At 70.1% G+C, this 17,770-nt stretch carries 19 protein-coding genes and 1 pseudogene; 9 read left to right on the forward strand and 11 right to left on the reverse strand.

All coding sequences use genetic code 11. The features are described from left to right. Positions 1-48 precede the first annotated feature (48 nt). Positions 49-1,209 carry a 5-(carboxyamino)imidazole ribonucleotide synthase gene (locus DJ81_RS07965; RefSeq protein ID WP_094589217.1) on the reverse strand — a complete coding sequence of 387 codons (1,161 nt, stop codon included), beginning with the start codon at positions 1,207-1,209 and terminating at the stop codon, positions 49-51. 132 nt (positions 1,210-1,341) lie between these two features. Between DJ81_RS07965 and DJ81_RS07970 the strand changes: the two genes are divergently transcribed. Then, the gene (locus DJ81_RS07970; RefSeq protein ID WP_094589218.1) at positions 1,342-1,557 is read left to right on the forward strand and encodes a hypothetical protein; all 216 of its coding nucleotides are present in this window, start codon (positions 1,342-1,344) and stop codon (positions 1,555-1,557) included. 112 nt (positions 1,558-1,669) lie between these two features. Here the strand turns inward: DJ81_RS07970 and DJ81_RS07975 are convergent, their stop codons facing one another. From DJ81_RS07975 to aglJ, 4 genes are all read right to left on the reverse strand, one after another. Next, on the reverse strand, positions 1,670-2,404 hold the full coding sequence (locus DJ81_RS07975; protein WP_094589219.1) for a hypothetical protein: 735 nt from the start codon (positions 2,402-2,404) through the stop codon (positions 1,670-1,672). Positions 2,405-2,475: 71 nt separating this feature from the next. Beyond that, positions 2,476-3,621: a cell division protein FtsZ gene (locus DJ81_RS07980; protein ID WP_094589220.1), complete on the reverse strand. Its 1,146-nt coding sequence runs from the start codon at positions 3,619-3,621 to the stop codon at positions 2,476-2,478. 81 nt (positions 3,622-3,702) lie between these two features. Then, complete coding sequence (locus tag DJ81_RS07985) at positions 3,703-4,827, reverse strand: AI-2E family transporter (protein ID WP_094525377.1); 1,125 nt, start codon at positions 4,825-4,827, stop codon at positions 3,703-3,705. Between the two features lie 59 nt (positions 4,828-4,886). Continuing rightward, on the reverse strand, positions 4,887-5,951 hold the full coding sequence (gene aglJ, locus DJ81_RS07990) for an S-layer glycoprotein N-glycosyltransferase AglJ (protein ID WP_094589221.1): 1,065 nt from the start codon (positions 5,949-5,951) through the stop codon (positions 4,887-4,889). 143 nt (positions 5,952-6,094) lie between these two features. Here aglJ and DJ81_RS07995 point away from each other — a divergent pair, with 143 nt between their 5' ends. Beyond that, positions 6,095-6,475, forward strand: coding sequence for a hypothetical protein (locus DJ81_RS07995; protein WP_094525375.1), 381 nt, complete (start codon positions 6,095-6,097; stop codon positions 6,473-6,475). A gap of 48 nt (positions 6,476-6,523) precedes the next feature. Here the strand turns inward: DJ81_RS07995 and DJ81_RS08000 are convergent, their stop codons facing one another. Beyond that, positions 6,524-6,883 (reverse strand): response regulator, encoded by a 360-nt coding sequence (locus tag DJ81_RS08000; RefSeq protein ID WP_094589222.1) that lies wholly within the window; start codon positions 6,881-6,883, stop codon positions 6,524-6,526. Between the two features lie 158 nt (positions 6,884-7,041). On the opposite strand from DJ81_RS08000, the gene DJ81_RS08005 reads away from it, so the two are divergent. The 7 genes and pseudogenes from DJ81_RS08005 (at position 7,042) to DJ81_RS08035 (ending at position 12,204) form a co-directional block, all read left to right on the forward strand. Further along, entirely contained in the window at positions 7,042-8,073 is a 1,032-nt protein-coding gene (locus DJ81_RS08005; RefSeq protein WP_094525373.1) for a phosphate uptake regulator PhoU, read from the forward strand. A 125-nt stretch (positions 8,074-8,198) separates the two neighbouring features. Continuing rightward, positions 8,199-8,381, forward strand: coding sequence for a hypothetical protein (locus DJ81_RS08010; protein WP_094525372.1), 183 nt, complete (start codon positions 8,199-8,201; stop codon positions 8,379-8,381). A 52-nt stretch (positions 8,382-8,433) separates the two neighbouring features. Next, positions 8,434-8,661 (forward strand): hypothetical protein, encoded by a 228-nt coding sequence (locus DJ81_RS08015; protein ID WP_094525371.1) that lies wholly within the window; start codon positions 8,434-8,436, stop codon positions 8,659-8,661. Between the two features lie 147 nt (positions 8,662-8,808). After that, the gene (locus DJ81_RS08020; RefSeq protein WP_094525370.1) at positions 8,809-9,237 is read left to right on the forward strand and encodes a CoxG family protein; all 429 of its coding nucleotides are present in this window, start codon (positions 8,809-8,811) and stop codon (positions 9,235-9,237) included. Then, positions 9,234-9,936 (forward strand): annotated as a pseudogene (locus tag DJ81_RS08025) (nitrilase-related carbon-nitrogen hydrolase). Before DJ81_RS08020 ends, DJ81_RS08025 begins: the two are co-directional and overlap by 4 nt. Before the next feature lie 704 nt (positions 9,937-10,640). Continuing rightward, positions 10,641-11,690, forward strand: coding sequence for a presenilin family intramembrane aspartyl protease PSH (locus DJ81_RS08030; protein ID WP_094589223.1), 1,050 nt, complete (start codon positions 10,641-10,643; stop codon positions 11,688-11,690). Between the two features lie 82 nt (positions 11,691-11,772). Further along, positions 11,773-12,204 (forward strand): VOC family protein, encoded by a 432-nt coding sequence (locus tag DJ81_RS08035; protein WP_094589224.1) that lies wholly within the window; start codon positions 11,773-11,775, stop codon positions 12,202-12,204. Positions 12,205-12,229: 25 nt separating this feature from the next. Here DJ81_RS08035 and metG read toward each other — a convergent pair whose 3' ends face one another. The 5 genes from metG to DJ81_RS08060 form a co-directional block, all read right to left on the reverse strand. Beyond that, entirely contained in the window at positions 12,230-14,419 is a 2,190-nt protein-coding gene (gene metG / locus DJ81_RS08040; protein WP_094589225.1) for a methionine--tRNA ligase, read from the reverse strand. A 154-nt stretch (positions 14,420-14,573) separates the two neighbouring features. Beyond that, positions 14,574-15,026, reverse strand: a complete 453-nt coding sequence (locus DJ81_RS08045) for a pyridoxamine 5'-phosphate oxidase family protein (RefSeq protein ID WP_094525366.1) — start codon at positions 15,024-15,026, stop codon at positions 14,574-14,576. Between the two features lie 80 nt (positions 15,027-15,106). After that, complete coding sequence (locus DJ81_RS08050; protein WP_094526654.1) at positions 15,107-16,021, reverse strand: thiamine-phosphate synthase family protein; 915 nt, start codon at positions 16,019-16,021, stop codon at positions 15,107-15,109. Continuing rightward, entirely contained in the window at positions 16,018-16,668 is a 651-nt protein-coding gene (dcd, locus tag DJ81_RS08055; protein WP_094589226.1) for a dCTP deaminase, read from the reverse strand. The genes DJ81_RS08050 and dcd overlap by 4 nt, the downstream gene beginning before the upstream one ends. Positions 16,669-16,812: 144 nt before the next feature. Further along, complete coding sequence (locus DJ81_RS08060; RefSeq protein ID WP_094589227.1) at positions 16,813-17,547, reverse strand: YIP1 family protein; 735 nt, start codon at positions 17,545-17,547, stop codon at positions 16,813-16,815. Positions 17,548-17,770 lie beyond the last annotated feature (223 nt).

The following is a 17,770-nucleotide window of genomic DNA, read 5'->3' on the forward strand; positions in this document are numbered from 1 at the left end:
GGGTGCTGCGAGGCGTCAGTCGCCCCGGGGGATCAGACGCCCGGAGGACTAGTCGCCCCGGAACGTCGTCGCGTCGCGGAGTTCTCTCGCCCGCGAGAGGAGGGCGTCGCGGTCGCTTTCGCCGTCTCCGGTCACCGTCAGGTGTCCCATCTTCCGGAGCGGGCGCGCGTCCTCCTTCCCGTACCAGTGGAGGTCGGCGTCGGGCGCCGCGAGGACCGATTCGGCGCCGCGGAGGGTCGCCGGTCCCGTCTCCTCGACGTCACCGAGGGCGTTCGCCGTGACCGCGGGCGCGGCGAGGTCGGTCGGACCGAGCGGCCATCCGAGGACGGCCCGGACGTGGTTCTCGAACTGCGAGGTCCGCGCGCCCTCGATGGTCCAGTGGCCGGAGTTGTGGGGGCGCGGCGCGATCTCGTTGACGAGCACGTCGCCCTCGCCGGTCTCGAACAGCTCGATCCCGTAGACGCCGCGTCCGTCGAGGAACTCCAGCACGTCGCCGGCGACCGACTCGGCCTCGGCGACGACAGCGTCGTCGGCGCGGGCGGGCGCGACGCTCTCGCGGAGGATCTCCTCCCGGTGGATGGTCTCCGTCACGGGGTAGGTACGCGTCTCCCCGTCGGCGCCTTTCAGCCCCATCACGGCGATCTCGCGCTCGAAGTCGAGGAGCTCTTCCGCCATCGCGTCCCCGCCGACCTCGTCGAGCGCGTCGGCCGCGTCCGCGGGGTCCTCGACGGGGACGTTCCCGCGGCCGTCGTAGCCGCCCTCGCGGGCCTTCAGCATGACGCCGTCGAACTCCTCGACGACGCGTTCGAGCCCCTCCGCGGTCGCGACCGCGACGAACTCCGGGACGGGGATGCCGGCGTCCGCGAGCGCCTCCTTCTGGACCAGCTTGTCCTGGATCGTCCGGAGGGTGGCGGGATCGGGCTGGACGGGCACGTCGTGCTCCGCGCTCGCCTCGGCCAGCAGGTCCGGATCGGCGAGTTCGATCTCGAAGGTGAGCGCGTCGACCCGGCTCGCGAGTTCGTGGACCGCGTCGGGGTCGTCGAAGTCGCCGACGATCTGGTCGCTGACGACGGGAGCGGCCGGGCACTCCGGCGTCGGGTCGAGCACGACGACCTCGACGCCGAGCCGTGCGACCGCCTCGCCCATCATCCGACCGAGCTGTCCGCCGCCGACGACGCCGAGCGTCGGTCCCGGCAGAGTGATCGACATATACGGCCGCGTACCCGACGTTACTGCATAAATATTCCCACATCGGAGCGAGAAACACGCACGAATATGGGCACTTTCGAGCGGGGCTGGGCCCACGCAACCGTTTTCCGTTCGGGATTGCTCCTCGCAGGTGTGACCGCGATACGGGGACTCTACGAGCGGGTCGACGAGTGGGCGCGCGGCCTCTCCCGAGGGCGGTACGCGGCCCTGTTGGGAGCGTCGGCTGGCGTCGGCGTGCTCGCCGTCGGAGGCGCGTTGAGCGGGGACGTCCTCCTCGTTCGGGCCCTCACGATGGCGCTCGTCATGTTCGGTCTGGAGTACACGTTCGGCGCCTTCAGCGGATCGTGAGACCTTTCAGCGGAACATGAGGCCCTGCGGAGCGAGAGACCAGTGACCGGAGCGCCGAGCGAACGCGGTCGGAGTCCGGTGGCCGCACCCGTCCGACACGTCGGCGACGCCCTCAGAGCTCGGCAGTCGCCAGGTCGCTCTCCAAGTCGTCGACGAACTCGTTGTACGCCTCGACGAATCCGCGGAACGAGTCGGCGTACTCGCGGACGTCGGCCGCGGAGGGCGCCTCATACTGCGAGAGGAGGTAGAGCCCGCCGGAACCCCCGACGCGGAGGTACGAGACGGTCCCTTCGTCCCACTTCAGCTCCCAGCGGTCGCCGTCGACGCGGGCGGTGTACGTCCCGTAATCGTCGCCCTCGTAGCGGTGGATCTCGCCGGCGATGAGGGTGCAGGTCTGACGGATCGCGCCCAGCACGCGGTCGCGCTCGGCGACGACTCCGTCCGTCGAGGCGGGCTCCGGGAACTCGGCGCTCACCCCGTCGAGGACGCCCGACAGCGACGCGACGTACTCGTTCCACGCGGCGACGAGGTTCGCGTAGTCGTCGAGGGCGGCCGCGAGGTCGGTCGGGTCCGGCGGCTGTTTCGTCGAGATGACGTACACGTCCGAGCCCGACTTCGGCGAGAACAGCAGGAACTCCAGCTCCCCGGCCTCGTGCTTGACGGTCCACGCCCCGCCCTGCGTCGACAGCTCCCGTCGACCGTAGTCGCCCCCCTGGAGCTTGGCGAGCTGGTAGGCGATCGTTCCGGCGTGATCGCGGACCGCAGCGACGATCTCGTCGCGCCGGTCGGCGACCGCGTCCGTGTCGCTCACGTCGAGGTCGAGCCCGAGGTCGGCGTGCGTGGTCACGATCGGTCTGGGCGCCACAAGGGGTTAATCGGTTCGGGTCGGGGGAGGGAGAGCCGACCCGCGGCCGCCGGTCACGCGATCGATTCCCGGATCTCTCGGACTCGCGCCGGCTCGTCGATCCCCGAGCGCAACACCACGGCGAACACCCCCTCGCCGTCCGGCTCCGGCGCGTCGCCGCTCAGGATCGCGTCCGAGCCGGTCTCCTCGGCGAGCCACCGCCGACCGTCGGCGATCGCCTGTCGGTTGAGCCACGCCGGCGGGCCGCCGACGACGAGGAGCGTCCGGTCCGCGCGGCCGTCGGGGACCTCGACCGTCGACTTGCCGCGGGCCGCCTTCCGGATCGTGGTCTCGATGGCCGACACCGCTTCGCCGGTGTCGACCTCGGCGGGTTCGTCCGAGCCGAACAGCCCGAGGCCGAACCGCGACCCCGACTCAGGCGGTTCGACCGCCTGCGTGGCGTGGCCGACCGCGGCGATCTCCCCGTCGTCGCCGACCGCGCGGGCGACGTCGCTCGCGTCGAGCACCTGCTGCGGGGTCGACTCCCGGTCGCTCGACTCGCCGGCGCCGAACAGCGCCGCGATCCGGTCCGCGACGACGCCGTTCAGCCGGTCCCGGGCGTCGACGAGCGTCTCGCCGGGGCGGAGCCACGCGTCGTTGTCGAAGGGAAAAACGGCCGCACAGCGGTCGGAGAGCGCGTCGAGCGTCCGGGCCGCGTTCTTCTCCGCGAGGGGGCGACGCGGCTCGCGCTCCGCGGGTTCGGTCGCGCTCCCGCGGACGGGATCGACCTCGCTCGCCGCCGACTCCGCCGGCGTCGGGAGCGCCCCGACGGCGTACACCGAGACGTCGTAGAAGCGCGACAGCTCCTCGGCGAGCGCCGGCGCCGCCCCGGCCCCCGCGCCGCCGCCGAGGCCGACGACGATCACGAACGCCTCCGCGGCCGAGGGGTTCTCGTCGTCCATGACGCGGCCGAGCTCACTCGCGTGGGCGTCACCGAGCCGCCTGCCGGCGTGGAGGTCGCCGTCGAGCCCGCTCCCGTCGGCCGCGTCGCCGAAGCGGTAGCGCCGCGACTCGTCGAGCGAGCGCAGGGCGTCGAGCGCCGCCGCGTCCGTGTCGAACGCGTTACACCCGTGCAGGAACCGGTCGTCGCCGTGATCGGCCGCGAGCCGGTCGGCGATCCGGCCACCGGCGCCGCCGAGACCGATGACGTGAAGACGCATACGTCACTCCGGTCGGCGAGCGGGGGCTTATCTCTTCGGCTCGGCGGCGAGCGGAAGCCCGCGCGGCCGCGGTGCGGGCGGTCAGAACTCGTCCAGTCGCCGCTGTCCGCGGGGGACCGCCGCCGGGCGCCCGTCGGTGTCGGTCTCGTCCGGGCTGCCGCCGAGCAACCGGATCAGCGCCGTGTCCGCGAAGGTGAGCGCCAGCACCAGCACGATCGGCGCGAGGAACAGCCCGTGGAAGCCGAAGACGACGGGACCGAAGATGTACGCGAGCATGAGCAGTCCGACGTGGGTCGTCTTCCCGCTGAAGTACGGCCGGAGCACGACGTCGGGGATCGTGTCGACGATGACCGCCGCGACGGCGAGGAAGACGGCCACGTAGGCGAGCAGCGCGAGGTCGTCGCCGCCCAGGAGCGTCGGTACCGAGGTCACCGCCGCCAGCGGGACGTACACGATCTTCATCCCGATCACGGGGATCAGGCTCGCGATCCCGGTGAGCGCGCCCGCGAGCGCCGGATACGGTACCTCGACCGGCGGCGGCGCGACCACGTTGTAGGCGGTGTAGGTCACGACGGCGATGATCGAGATCGCGATGACGTTGAGCAGGTTCCCGTACAGCACCGCCTCCAGCTCGGCGTCGGCCGTCTCGAGGTACTCTCGGACGACCGCGTCGTCGTCGAACGTGAGCAGCCACTCGTGGAACTTCGACCCGTCGAGCAGGAGGTAGTACGTGACGACGACGACGATGAGGAGGTTGAGCGCGAGCCCCCCGAGCGTGCTCGCCAGCAGCGGCGCCTGCTCGGAGACGAACTCGATCAGCGGATCGAGCTGACCGGAGCGGTACGCGGCGACCATTCCGTCGAGAGTCGGGTTCGAGAGCTCCGCCAGGTCCCCGACCCAGGAGTTCTCCGCGCCGACCGTCTCGGCGACCGGGTAACGCCCGATGAACCGGCGCGCCTCGATCAGCACCAAGAGCACGGTGTAGCCGATGAGCCCGATCAGCGGAACCCCGATGAGCGACAGGGAGACGGCGGCCCGGACGCGCGCGGGGAGGTGGAACTGTTCGAGCCTGTGGAAGAGCCGCCGCGTCGAGTAGTACAGGAACACGGCGACCGTGAGCGGAGCGACGAACCGGTACCCGATGAACCCCACGACGAGCGCGACCGCGATACCGAAGAGGGCGATGACGAACCGCTTCTGGTCCATGGCCGCTCGTCTCGGTGTGCCGACATAAAATATACGCCTTCGAACCGGACCGTCGACCGTCAGTCGTCGTCGAGGTCGACCGACCGGCCGTCGTCGTCGAGGTCGACCGACCGGCCGCCGGCGTCCCCCTCGGTCGACCGACCGCCGACATCCTCGTCGACCGACCGACCGCCGGCGTCCCCGTCGCTCCGCGGGTCGATCCCACGGTCTTCCATCGCCTGCTCGAACCGCGCCGCCTGTTCGCGGTGCAGCGACAGGATCATATCAGCCAACACGCCGAAGATCAGCAGCTGGATACCGAGGACCGTCGCGCCGACGGCGCCGATGGCGATCACCTCGTGGCTCACGCGGAACGCGAGCCACTCGTAGAGGACGTACGCGGTCATGAGCGCCCCCGCGGCAGTCGAGACCGCGCCGACGCTCCCGAAGTAGAACAGGGGGTTGTTCGTCTTCGCCTTGCGGTACAGTTCGAGGAATATCACGCCGCCGTCGCGGATCGGGTGGAGGTTGGTCGCGGATCCCCCGGGGCGTTCGCGGTAGGTGATCGGGACGACCGCGACCGGCACCTGGTTCTTCACGCACTCGACCGCCATTTCGGTCTCGATCCCGAACCCGTCGGCGGTGAGGTGGAGCCGGAGGAACGACTCCCTGGTGAACGCCCGGTAGCCGGAGAGGATGTCCCGGTATCCCTCGCCGTGGATCGCGCGGAACGCGAGGTTGATGATCCGGTTTCCGATCCGGTTCAAGCGGGTCATCGCCCCCGGTCGCATGTCGGCGAACCGGTTCCCGATGACGTGGTCGACCTCGCCGGCCAACAGCGGGTCGAGCATCGCGTCGACGTCGTCGGCGTCGTACGTCGCGTCGGCGTCGGCCATCACGACGTACGGCGCGTCGACGTGGTCGCGCACCGCCTCGCGGACGGCCTGCCCCTTCCCGCGGCCCGACTGTTCGACGACGCGCGCACCGGCCTCCTCGGCGGCCCCCCGCGTCCCGTCGGTGGAGCCGCCGTCGACGACGAGGACGTTCCCGATCCCGGCGTCGCGGAAGGCCTCGACGACGCGCGCGACCGTCTCGACCTCGTCCATCGTGGGCAGCAGGACGCAGACGTCGTCGTAGTCGCTCATGTCGGGTCGACGGCGGGCGAGTCCCTAAACTCTGCCCTTCCGACGCGACGATCCCCGGGAGCTGAACGCTCCGATCGCCGAGCCGCGCCGACGGTCCTGCGGCCACCCATACGCTCATGTGTCCGACGACAGATCGTGTGAGCATGTCGCATCCACCCGATCCCCACGTCGACGAACTGCTCAGCGCGGCGCGGACGGCGATCGGCGACGAACTCCGGAGCCTCACCTACTTCACCGCGGACGAGGTCACCCAGCTGTACCTCCGCAGCGACCTGAGCCGCACCGCGGACCTCGTCGGGTTCGCGGAGAACGAACGCCAGGGGTTCCACTCGCAGTCGCTGTACGCCAACACGCAGCTCGGCGACTACCAGTTCACCGTCCGCGTGTTCGAAAACGGGTATCTCACGAGGGTTATCGCCGGGGAACACGGCGTCTGGGTGACGACGGATTCGATGCAGATGGACCGGTTCGAGGAGCTCGCCAGCGCGCTCTCGGCGATCCTCCGATCGTTCGGCCCGGCGTGACGGTGGCGACTCGGTCCGGGGAAACGGACCGACCCGGATCCCGGTCGCTCAGCCGAGGTGGCTCTTCAGCTCCGGGACCAGCTCATCGGGATCGACCGGCTTGGTGACGTAGCCGTCGGCGCCGGCCTTCACCGCCTCCATCATCTTCTCCTGCTGGTCGACGCTCGTGCACATCACGACCACGGCGTCCGGCCAGCGGTCCTTGATCGCCCGCGTCGACTCGATCCCGGTCATCTCCGGCATGACGACGTCCATCGACACGGCGTCGGGCTCGTGCGCCTCGAACAGCTCCACGGCCTCAGCGCCGTTCTCCGCCTCGCCGACGACGTCGAACGACCCCTCCAGCGCGTCCCGGACCACGGTCCGCTGGAACGAGGAGTCGTCGACGACGAGTACCCGCTCGGTCATGGCGAGTAATCGGCAATTGAACGGCATAAGCGCGCGGATCGCCCGGCGCCCGACCTCGGACGGTGCGTCCGCTCCGCGCAACAACACCTTGTATATTCGTCGAAGCGTATAATGAACATAGGAACAACGTTAAGGTGTATCCCGCGGTACTTTACCGCATGGAAACGCGGAAGGTCCAACGGCTGGGTCCGTCGACGCTGGCGATGACCCTCCCCGCCGAGTGGGCACAGGAACACGGCGTCAACAAGGGCGACGAGGTGTCGCTCCGGATGGGCGGAAAGGGAACGCTCACCGTTCTCCCGGAGTCGGTGAGCTCGGAGGAGTCGGAGGCCGTCATCAACGCCGACGGGCTCGACGCGCGGTCGCTGGAGCGGGCCATCGTCGCGCAGTACGTGCTCGGGCGACGCGTGATCCACGTCCGGAGCGAGGGCACCCTCGACAGCGAACACATCAACGCCGTCTACAAGGCCGAGACGCAGCTGATGGGGCTCGGCGTCATCGAGGAGACGCCGGAGGACATCTCCATCCGCTGTTCGGTCGACCCCGAGGACTTCACCCTCGACAACCTGCTCGAACGGCTGGAGAACACCGGGTCGACGATGCGCGGCGAGGCCGTGAAGGCGCTCGCCCACGGCAACCCCGACCTCGCGCAGCGCGCGCTCAACCGCGAGCGGCAGGCGAACAAGATCTTCGTCCTGCTGCTCCGGCTCATCTTCACGGCGTACCAGAACCCGAACCTCGCCCGCGCGGTCGGATTGGAGGAGGGGTTCCCCCTCATCGGCTACCGCTCCGTGGCGAAGAACCTGGAGCTCACCGCCGACAACGCGGAGGACATCGCCGACATCGTGATGGAGGCCGAGGGTCACACGCTCGACGTCGACAGCGCCACGATGCGGCAGATCCGCGAGTTCACCGATCAAGTGGACGACCTGACGGCGCTCGCGGTCAGGGCCGTCGTCGAGCGCGACTACGACCTCACCGTCGAGTGCCGCGACATGTTCGCTCGGCTGGAGGACCGCGAGCAGGAGATCCTCGGCGAGCTGCCGAGCGACCTCGACAACGACACGCTTCTGATGACCCGCGAAGTGCTCGTCAGCCTCCAGCACACCGCCGAGTACGCGATGCGAAACGCGGAGATCGCCGCGAACCTCGCGCTCAACGAGGAGTCGGAACACGTCGAGATCATCTGAGGCGTCGTCCGAGTCGCCGGTTTCGACCCCCGTCGGCCCGCGACGTGGCCCAGTGCCGCGCCCGCGACGTGGCCCGGCGTCGCGCCCTTCGTATGAACTAAGTAGCCGCCCGCGAAGCGACGGGTATGAGCGAGGGATCTATCGAGTCTGACATGGAGATCGGCGTGGCGCTCGCGTTGGGGGCCATCGCGCTCGTTGGCACGGCGCTGATGTTCGGATACCCGTCGCAGCTGGGCCGCGCGTGGGGGTTCGCGGCGGCGTTCGTCTTCGCCCTCTGTTCGGTCGCCGCCGTGCAGCTGTTCGACTGAGCGACCGATCGACGAGAAACCGTTAAGGACGTCTGACGCCTACGTTCACGCCATGAGCGAGTACACCGAGGAAGAGCAGCGGATCCTCGCGTACCTCACGGACAGCGTCACCCGTGGCGAGCGGTACGTCCGCTCGAAGACGATCGGCGACGCCATCGGCCTCACGGCCAAACAGGTCGGCTCGCGACTCCCCCGACTGGCCGAGAAATCCGACGATGTCGACATCGAGAAGTGGGGCCGGGCCCGGTCGACGACGTGGCGCGTGACGCCGCAAGGGTGAGGGCGGTTCGGGCGTCCGACGAGTCCCTCCGCCATCGAGGCCGGTGCGAATCTGATCGACCCCTCCGCAGTCGCGGCCGGGGCGAATCTCTTCGGCCCCGCTGCCGGACTCGCGTGTTTTTAACCCCCGTAGCACCAACGGGAATGTATGACCGTCCGAGTCTCCCGGACGTTCGAGTTCGACGCGCCCGCGGACGACGTGTGGGCGTTCATCTCGGACGCCGAGAAGCGCGCCGGCGCGATCAGCGTGGTCGACACCTTCGACGTCCACGACGAGAGACGCGCGACGTGGCACGTCGCGCTCCCGATCCCGATGATCCGGTCGACGATCTCCGTCGAGACCGAGGAAGTCGTGCGCGACCCCCCGAACCGAGTGAAGTTCGTCGGCAAGTCGAAGGCGTTCCGCGTGACCGGCGAGCACACGATCACCGAGACCGACGGCGGCTGTCGGCTGGCGAACGAGTTCGTCGTCGACGGTCGACTACCGGGGGTCGAGTCGTTCTTCGAGCGCAACTTCGACGCGGAGCTCGACAACCTCGAAGACGCGCTGCGGGCCTCGATGGGCCCTAACGAATGAGGATCGCCTGCGTCCAGCTCGGCGTCGAGGGCGGCGCCGTCGCGGCCAACGTCGAGAACGCGGTCGAGCGAGTCCGCGCGGCCGGCTGTCCCGGTTCGCGGCCGTCGCGACCGACGCCGACGTCAACGTCCTCGCCGGGACCGTCGTCGAGGACCTGGCCGCCTCCGCGGCCGACGGGGTCGACGTCCAGGCGGCGGAGGGGCTCGCGAACGCGGCCGTGCTCTTCGACCGCGACGGGGAGCGCCGGCCCGTCTACCGGAAGCACCACCTGTTCGGGTACGGCTCCGAGGAGACCGATCGAATGGTCCCCGGCGAACGGGTCCCGGTCGTCGACTTAGAGGGCGTCCGCGTCGGCGTCACGACGTGTTACGACCTCCGGTTCCCGGAGCAGTTCCGCGACATGGTCGAGGCCGGCGTCGAGTGCGTGCTGGTGCCGAGCGCGTGGCCGTACCCGCGCGTCGAGCACTGGCGGACGCTCGGTCGGGCCCGGGCGATCGAAACCTCGCGTACGTCGCGGCCGTCAACGGAAACGGCGCGTTCGACGGCGACGCGCTCTGTGGCCGGACGGCCGTCTACGACCCGTGGGGGACCGCGCTCGCGTCCGCGGGAGAGGAGCCCGCCACGGTGACGGCCGAGGTCGATCCGGAGCGAGCGGCGGCGGTGCGCGAGGAGTTCCCCGCGCTGCGGGACCGGCGCTGACCGCCGACCACCGAGCGGCGGTCCCGAAGCCGCGGCCGCCGAGCGCGGACCGTCCGGTTTATACCGGAGAAGCGTTAAGGAGCATTCGCCGAAGTCCGACGCTTTTCTCGTTGGAGTTCGGCGACAACAACGCGCGCCCGTCCCGACCACTCGGGCGGCGACGCCGACGACAGCCCGGGGGTCCGCTGTCCGGCTGCCGCCCGCCCGCCTCCCGTCCACCCTTCGCCGTTCGCCGCGTCCCGCCTTCCCGTTCCGCCTTCCCTCTCACTGGCCACCGGACGATATTTGTGGCCCGTCGAGTATCGGTCTCGATAATTCGAGCGGTAGCTTCTTGTTCCGAATCGGACTGGTCGTAGACGCCGCGGACGAAACCGGCTGTCCCGTCCAGTTTCGGGCGGGACGGCCGGACACTCGCTTCCACCGTCCGTCGTCCGTCGGCCCTCGGGTTCGGGTCCGACCGCTCCCACACCGTACCCGAACCCGTTCTGCGGCGCGGGCGAAAGTTATCGTTCCGACGTTCTCGGCACCTGATAGTCGATACCGTCGTTCGCGGCATCGGGTGCCTCCCGCGACGGACGCGGTTCGAACCCGCCTCGACCGGGTCGGCCCCGATCCGTCCGCCGAGACCGTCACTCGTCCGGAAGCGGAACGCGGCCGGACCGAAGCGCAAGGACGAAACCCCCCGATCCCGAACCGTCGGTCGAATGTTCCCCCGCGAGTACCGCGGCGTCGCCTTCGTCGTCGGCCTGTTCCTCGTCGTCCAGCTCGGCGCGCTGGCGCTGGTCCCCGAGTTCGCCGAGAGCGGGTACCAGGCGGTCGAGAACCCGGACGACCCGACGAACAGCCTCGTGTACGTTCTCGCGATCCTCGTCATGACGGGGCTGATGCTCGCCGCGTTCAAGTACAACTTCGACGGCGCGATCCGACTCCTCATCGTCGGCGTCTCGGCGTGGCTCTCCTGGTACGTCTTCTCCGCGCTGGTGTCTCCACTCGCCGCGGCCGTGCCGGCCGTCGCGGTCGGCGTCGGGCTCCTCGTCTACCCCGAGTGGTACGTGATCGACACGGCCGGGGTGTTGATGGGCGCCGGCGCGGCCGGGCTGTTCGGCATCTCGTTCGGCCTGCTCCCCGCGCTGATCCTGCTCGCCTTCCTCGCTGTCTACGACGCCGTCTCGGTGTACGGCACCGAGCACATGCTGTCGCTCGCGGAGGGAGTGATGGAGCTGAACATCCCCGTCGTGCTCGTCATCCCGCTGTCGCTGTCGTACTCGCTTCTCGGCGGCGACGAGGCGGAAGACGCGGACGGTCCCGACGGCGCGACCGTCGCCGGGGACGACGGGGTCGACGAGAGTGACGGGGGCGACGGGAGTGACGGGGACGACGAGATGGATCGAGGCGGCGAGCGGGCGGACGACGACGGCGCCGACGTCTCGGACCCCACGCCGATCGAGGAGCGCGACGCGTTCTTCATCGGCCTCGGCGACGCCGTGATCCCGGCGGTGTTGGTCGCGAGCGCGGCGACGTTCTCCCCCGCGGCCGGGCTCGCTGTCCCGCTGATTGGGATCAACCTCCCCGCGCTGCTCGCGATGGTCGGGAGCCTCGCGGGGCTCCTCGTGCTGATGAGTTGGGTGATAAAGGGCCGGCCGCACGCCGGACTCCCGCTTTTGAACGGGGGCGCCATCGGCGGCTACCTGATCGGCTCCGTGGTCGCCGGGGTCCCGCTCGCGGACGCGATGGGGCTCGCCGGGTTCCTCTGAGCGCCCGCAGTCGGACCGCGCGAGGCGGTCGGCGCGCCCGCCGGTCGACACCGTTTTTCCGTCGGTCGCCGTCGTTCGAGCCGTGTCCGATCCGACTCCGCACCACGTCGGCGTCACGGTCGCCGACCTCGACCGCGCCGTCGACTTCTACACCGAGACGTTCGATCTGGACGTCGCCGCCGAGTTCGCCGTGGGCGGCGAGGCGTTCGCGGACGCCGTCGCCGTCGACGGCGCGGCCGCCGACTTCGCGCACCTCGTCGCCGGCGGGGCGGGCGACGAGACGATCGTGGAACTCGTCGCGTACGAACCGGCGGGCGAAGCGACGCCCAATCCGGAACTGAACCGACCGGGCGCGATCCACCTCGGGCTCTCCGTGGACGACGTGGAGGGGTTCTACCGCGGTCTCGACGGCGACGTCGAAACCCTCAGCGAGCCGCGAACGACCGAGAGCGGGACCACGATCCTGTTCGTCGTCGACCCCGACGGGAACCTGATCGAAGTGCTCGACGCCTGAGGACGGAGAAAAGCGAGACCGGTTCTTACTTGACTTTCGTGCCCGGCCCGGCGTCCTCGTAGGTCGTGAGGAGGTCGGCCTCGTCGCCGGCAGCGAGCACCATCCCGTTCGATTCGACGCCGAACAGCTCCGCCTTCTCCATGTTGGCGAGCACGACGACCTTCGTCCCGGGCAGGTCGTCGACGTCGTGGAGCTGTTTCAGTCCGGCGACGATCGTCCGGGTCTCGGCGCCGAGGTCGACGCGCAGCTTCAGGAGGTCGTCGGCGCCCTCGATCCCCTCGGCGTCCTCGATCCGGCCGATCCGGATGTCCAGTTCCTGGAAGTCGTCGAAGCCGATGCGGTCGTCGCTGAGGGGCTCGATGTCGGTCATGTCGGTGTCGTCGGTCGCGTCTTCGTCGGTCGCCGCTTCGTCGTCCGATCCGTCCTCATCGCCGTCGCCTTCGTCGCCGTCGCCATCGTCGCCGTCGGCCGCCTCCGCCTCGGCGACCCGCGACTCCAGCTTCTCGTTGAGCGCCTCGACGCGCTCGTCTTCGATCTGCTCGAACAGCTCGGTCGGCTCCGCGAGGTCGCCGGCGGGCCCCTCGCGGGCCGCGTCGACGGTGACCTCGTGGACGGAGCCGTCCTCGCCGAGCTGGTCCCACAGGCGCTCGCACTTCTCGGGGGCGATCGGCTCGAACAGCACCGCGATCGCCTTCGCGATCGCGACGCAGTCGTGGATCACCCGCGCGGCCTCGTCCGGGTCCTCGTCGACGAGGTTCCACGGCTCGCTCCGCTGAATGTACTCGTTGCCGAACCGCGCGAGGTCGGTGACGGCGTCGCCGAGCGCGCGCACGGAGTAGTCGTTGACCGCGGCCTCGACGTCGTCGATCGCCTCCTCGATCCGGTCTCGCACCTCGTCGCTCGTCGCGTCCGCGATGGGCGCGTCGTCGTAGTTGCGGTGGGCGAAGAGGAGGGAGCGGTAGAGGAAGTTGCCGACCGTCCCCACCAGCTCGGTGTTGACGCGGTCGCGGAACTTCTCCCACGAGAAGTCGACGTCCTGCTGGAAGCCGCCGTTGGTCGCGAGGTAGTAGCGCAGCGGGTCGGGGTGGAACCCCTCGTCGAGGTACTCGTCGGCCCAGACGGCGCGGTCCCGGCTCGTGGAGAACCCCTTCCCGCCGAGGGTGACGAAGCCGCTCGCCATCACCGCGCGCGGCTCGGCGTGGCCCGTCGCCTCCAGCATCGCGGGCCAGAATATCGTGTGGTGCTGGATGATGTCGCGGCCGATCACGTGAACGATCTCGCCGCCCTCGGGGTGGGCGTCGCTCGCGCCCTCCAGCCAGGCCGCCTCCCAGTCGAAGGCGTCGGCGCCGACGCGCTCCGAGTACTGCTTCGTCGAGGAGATGTACTCGATGGGGGCGTCCACCCAGACGTAGAGGACGAGGTCGTTGTCGGCGGTTTCACCGCCTCCCCGAGGCGACTCCGTCGCCTCGCCGCCCGGGTAATCGATCCCCCAGTCCATGTCGCGGGTGATACACCAGTCCTGGAGCCCCTGCTCGATCCACTCGCGGGGCTGGTTCCGGGCGTTCGACGTCCCCTCGAGTCGGTCGAGGAAGCCGGAGAGGTAGTCGGAGAACTCCGAGACCTCGAAGAACTTGTGGGTGCGCTCGCGGTACTCGGCGGGGTTGCCGGTGATGGTGGAGACGGGGTCCTCGACCTCGCCCGGTTCGAGGTGGCGCTGGCACCCTTCGTCGCACTCGTCGCCGCGGGCGTGCGCGCCGCAGTACGGGCAGGTCCCCTCGACGTAGCGGTCGGGGAGGTACTGGTCGTCGACGGGGTCGTACGCGACCATGATCTCCTTCTCGTAGACGTGACCGGCGTCCTCCAGGTCGCGGACGAGCTCCTGGGTGACCGCGGTGTTCGTCTCGTCGTGAGTGTGGCCGTAGTTGTCGAACTCGACGTTGAACTTCGGGAACGTCGCGGCGTACCGGTCGTGCCAGTCGAGCGCGAACGCCTCGGGAGAGACGCCCTCCTGTTCGGCGTTGACCGCGACGGGCGTCCCGTGCATGTCCGAGCCGGAGACGAACGCGGTCTCCTGGCCGAGTCGTTCGAGCGCGCGGCTGTACACGTCGCCGCCGACGTAGGTGCGCAGGTGGCCGATGTGGAGGTCGCCGTTGGCGTACGGCAGTCCACAGGTCACCACCGCCGGGTCGTCGGTGGGGAAGTCGTCGTGGCTCATGTGGTGGGTGTATCGAGTTGTCGTGGATACGGGCCTAAAGCCCGCTGATTTCGGGTGGAATCGAGGCGGGTCGCTCGGTCTGGGGGGAAGCCGCGGCCGATCGCTCAGACGGCTTCCGCACGCGGGCACGGCGACGGTTCCGAGGGGACGCCCCTCAGGGTTCCATCGACCGTTCGGCGCGAGCGGTGAGCCGGTCCGGGTCGAGCCGGTAGAACTCGAACTCCACCCGGCTCGCCGGCTCGCCGAAGACGTCGACGATCGGTATCTGGTCCGTCCGTCCGAGCCCGGCGAGCGACTCCGTGGAGATCGACTCGTCGGTGGTCGACACCAGCCGACCGCTCGCCACCACGCTCTTCCACCGATCGTCGCGCTCGCCGTAGGTGACGAACGTGGTTCCGCGGTCGGTCGGATTCGCCTTTCCACTCTCTTCCCCGACGGCGAGCCGGAAGTAAAACACCTCCTCGACGGGGTCGTATCCGTACGACACCGGGACCGAGTGCGGGGGATCGCCGGCGGCCGTCGACAGGGAGAGGACTCCCGTTCCCGACCGCCCGAGGAACTCGTCGCGCTCGTCGTCCGCCATCCGAACCGCGTCGGGATCGGTCATACCTGACGTTGGACGGGCGCGGTAATGAATGTCAGCCACGGATCACGGTGAGAGCGGGCCGCGTCGGTCCGCCTCGTCCCCTACACGATCCCGCGGACGACCGCGGCCGCCTCCGACGCGGTCGGGGCGATCACGTACACGATCGGCTCGACGCCGACCGCGCCGGTCTGGTAGAGGACGAGCGTCGCCGCGTCGTCGCCAGCCGGGAGGTCGGCCGCGGCGACCGCGCCGGCGACCGCCTCGCTGGTCTCGCGTTCGGCGTCGAACTCGACGGTCGGGTGCGACGCGGCGAGCGCCGCGACGGTGTCGGGGTCGTACCGGACGTTCACGGCGCCGCGGGCGGTCGACCCCGCCTCGCGGGCGGCGAGCAGGACCGTCGCGACGTGCTCGCTGACGCCGAACTCGGGTTCGCCGGGGACCATCGCCTGCCCCTTCACGTCGACGAGGCGGCCGGGGACCGCGGCGACGTCGTCGATCGTCCGGGCGTCGTCGAGGCACTCGGCGACGTTGGCGCCGACGTTCGGAATGAGCGCGGCGAAGCCGGAGGCGTTCGTCAGGGTGCGGAGCCCGCGCCGCACCGACCCGAGGACCCGCTCGCGCTCGCGGAGCCCGCTGTCCGGGTCGTGGACCGAGAACTCCACCTCGGCGTCGGCGAGCGCCGGCATCGCCTCCTCGTGGAGGTCCGCGAGGAGGTCGCCCTCCTCCAGACGCCGGATCAGCACCTCGATTTCGACGAGCGCGCCGACGGGGCTCAGGTCGCCGTCGGCGAGCCCCTCGCCGATTCGATCGACCAGATCGCGGACCCGATCGTCGGCGACGATCCGGTTGTTGCGGGCCACTTCGCCGTGGGCGTACTTCGAGACCGCGGACTGGGAGATCCCCAAGGCGTCGGCGACCTCCCGCTGCGTGAAGCCGCGGTCGCGGAGGTCCTCCGCCAGCATCGAGCGGACCGTCGGGAGGAACTCGTCGACGACGACCTCCTCGATGAACTTCATGAGCGGTCCCCCCTCGCCCCGTCGTCGCCCTCGGCGGCGCTCGTCGAGGTCCCCGCTGGGCTCCCGTCGCCCTCGAACTCCGGGTCGTCGCCGATCCGGGAGGCCTGCGGGCCGTCCTGGTCCTGGTACTTCGACCCGCGCTCCGCGCCGTACGGGCGGTCGGCGGGCGACTTCAGCTCGGTGAACGTGAGCTGGGAGACGCGCATCCCCGGCGAGAGCGCGACGGGCGCGGTGCCGAGGTTCGAGAGTTCGAGCGTGATCTGCCCCTTATAACCGGGGTCGCACAGGCCGGCGGTGGCGTGGACGACGATCGCGAGCCGCCCGAGCGACGAGCGCCCCTCGACGTGCGCGACGAGGTCGTCCGGGATCTCGACGCGCTCGGTCGTCGTGCCGAGCACGAAGTCCCCGGGGTGGAGGATGAACTCGTCGCCCTCGTCGACGGTGGTCTCAGTGACGTACTCGCCGACCTCGTCGGCCTCGGTCGGGTGGATGCAGGGGATGTTGGTGCGCTGGAACTCCAGGAATCGCTCGCCGAGCCGTAGGTCGACGCTCGCGGGCTGGACCTGCTGGTCGACGTCGCCGAGCGGCTCGACCACGAGGTCCCCCGCCGCGAGCCGGTCGAGGATGTCCGCGTCCGACAGGATCATGTCGGGAGACGGAGCCCGCTCGGCTTAAAAACTCCCGAATGCGGCGGCTCGCGGTGCGGGGGGTCACGGAGGTCACGGTGCGCGGGGATCGCGGGACGCCTGCGGCGCCGCGAAGGTGCGGCGCCGCGAGGGTGAGGCAGGCCCTCACACCGCCGCGAGAAGGAACGCGAGCACGGCGAACGCACCGGCGACCGCACCCGCAGTCCCGCGGTCGAGGTCGTGGGCCGCTTCCAACCCCCCGACGACGATCACCCACTGGACCGCGATCACGACCGCCGAAGCGGCGAGCAGGGGCGCCTGCATCGCCCCGATCGCGGCGACGATCTCGTTCGCTATCGCCTCGATCGTGGCGCCGTCGACCGCCGCCGTCGAAAGCGCGTACCAGACCGCCGCGACACCGGCTCCGAGTCGGACGATTTCCGGGAGGATCGCCCACGCCGCGATCACGAACGAGTCGCCCACGGAGCCGCTCCCGCCGGCGAGGCGCGCGCCGCCGTGGAGGACGAGCGCGAAGATCCCCCACCAGATCGGCACACCGAACAGGCCGTACGCGACGTAGTCGCCGGTCGCGCTCCGGAGTTCCTCCCCGACGTCGACGTCGACCCGTTTCGGGCGGTCGCACCGCTCGCCGACGAGCGAGTCGTCGTCGCCGAACGCCTCACAGGTCGCCTCCGGCGGTCGGTCTGGGTTGTCGACGGTGACCTCCCGGTCGATCGTCGCGTCGAACGCCGCGCCGAGTGCGACGATTCCGCCGACCGTCGAGACGGTGACGAGCAGGACGAGCCCGATCGCGACCGCGCCGGACCGCGAGCGGGCTCTCTCGAAGTGGCGGCGGGAGCGGTCGAGAAGCGAACCGACGGCTCGGGAGAGGGGGGCGATCGGGGAGGGCTTGACATCCTCCTCCGCGTAAACGCGGAGGAATCCCGAGCGGTGGGAGTTTCAGGTTCGCAGTCTAATTACCGGACTCCCAGTCCTTTCGGGCACGGGTAGTCCCACAGTGTCGGACTGGTGGACTGCTGGCCATGCCAACTGGCCGTTACCCCTATCCTCGGCCGTGTACGGCGTCCCAGTGTTGTTTTTGCCACGGGGACGCTGGCAGGCA

Origin of the sequence: Halorubrum sp. Hd13, from assembly GCF_002252755.1 — an archaeon.
In the GTDB taxonomy this organism is placed as follows: Archaea; Halobacteriota; Halobacteria; order Halobacteriales; family Haloferacaceae; genus Halorubrum.

Excerpts from the sequence above, each read along its gene's own strand:
- DJ81_RS07965 (WP_094589217.1), bottom strand. The coding sequence starts at position 1,209 with ATGTCGATCACTCTGCCGGGACCGACGCTCGGCGTCGTCGGCGGCGGA.
- DJ81_RS07980 (WP_094589220.1), bottom strand. The coding sequence starts at position 3,621 with ATGCGTCTTCACGTCATCGGTCTCGGCGGCGCCGGTGGCCGGATCGCC.
- DJ81_RS07985 (WP_094525377.1), bottom strand. The coding sequence starts at position 4,827 with ATGGACCAGAAGCGGTTCGTCATCGCCCTCTTCGGTATCGCGGTCGCG.
- aglJ (WP_094589221.1), bottom strand. The coding sequence starts at position 5,951 with ATGAGCGACTACGACGACGTCTGCGTCCTGCTGCCCACGATGGACGAG.
- DJ81_RS07995 (WP_094525375.1), top strand. The coding sequence starts at position 6,095 with ATGTCGCATCCACCCGATCCCCACGTCGACGAACTGCTCAGCGCGGCG.
- DJ81_RS08000 (WP_094589222.1), bottom strand. The coding sequence starts at position 6,883 with ATGACCGAGCGGGTACTCGTCGTCGACGACTCCTCGTTCCAGCGGACC.
- DJ81_RS08005 (WP_094525373.1), top strand. The coding sequence starts at position 7,042 with ATGGAAACGCGGAAGGTCCAACGGCTGGGTCCGTCGACGCTGGCGATG.
- DJ81_RS08010 (WP_094525372.1), top strand. The coding sequence starts at position 8,199 with ATGAGCGAGGGATCTATCGAGTCTGACATGGAGATCGGCGTGGCGCTC.
- DJ81_RS08015 (WP_094525371.1), top strand. The coding sequence starts at position 8,434 with ATGAGCGAGTACACCGAGGAAGAGCAGCGGATCCTCGCGTACCTCACG.
- DJ81_RS08020 (WP_094525370.1), top strand. The coding sequence starts at position 8,809 with ATGACCGTCCGAGTCTCCCGGACGTTCGAGTTCGACGCGCCCGCGGAC.
- DJ81_RS08030 (WP_094589223.1), top strand. The coding sequence starts at position 10,641 with ATGTTCCCCCGCGAGTACCGCGGCGTCGCCTTCGTCGTCGGCCTGTTC.
- metG (WP_094589225.1), bottom strand. The coding sequence starts at position 14,419 with ATGAGCCACGACGACTTCCCCACCGACGACCCGGCGGTGGTGACCTGT.
- DJ81_RS08045 (WP_094525366.1), bottom strand. The coding sequence starts at position 15,026 with ATGACCGATCCCGACGCGGTTCGGATGGCGGACGACGAGCGCGACGAG.
- DJ81_RS08050 (WP_094526654.1), bottom strand. The coding sequence starts at position 16,021 with ATGAAGTTCATCGAGGAGGTCGTCGTCGACGAGTTCCTCCCGACGGTC.
- dcd (WP_094589226.1), bottom strand. The coding sequence starts at position 16,668 with ATGATCCTGTCGGACGCGGACATCCTCGACCGGCTCGCGGCGGGGGAC.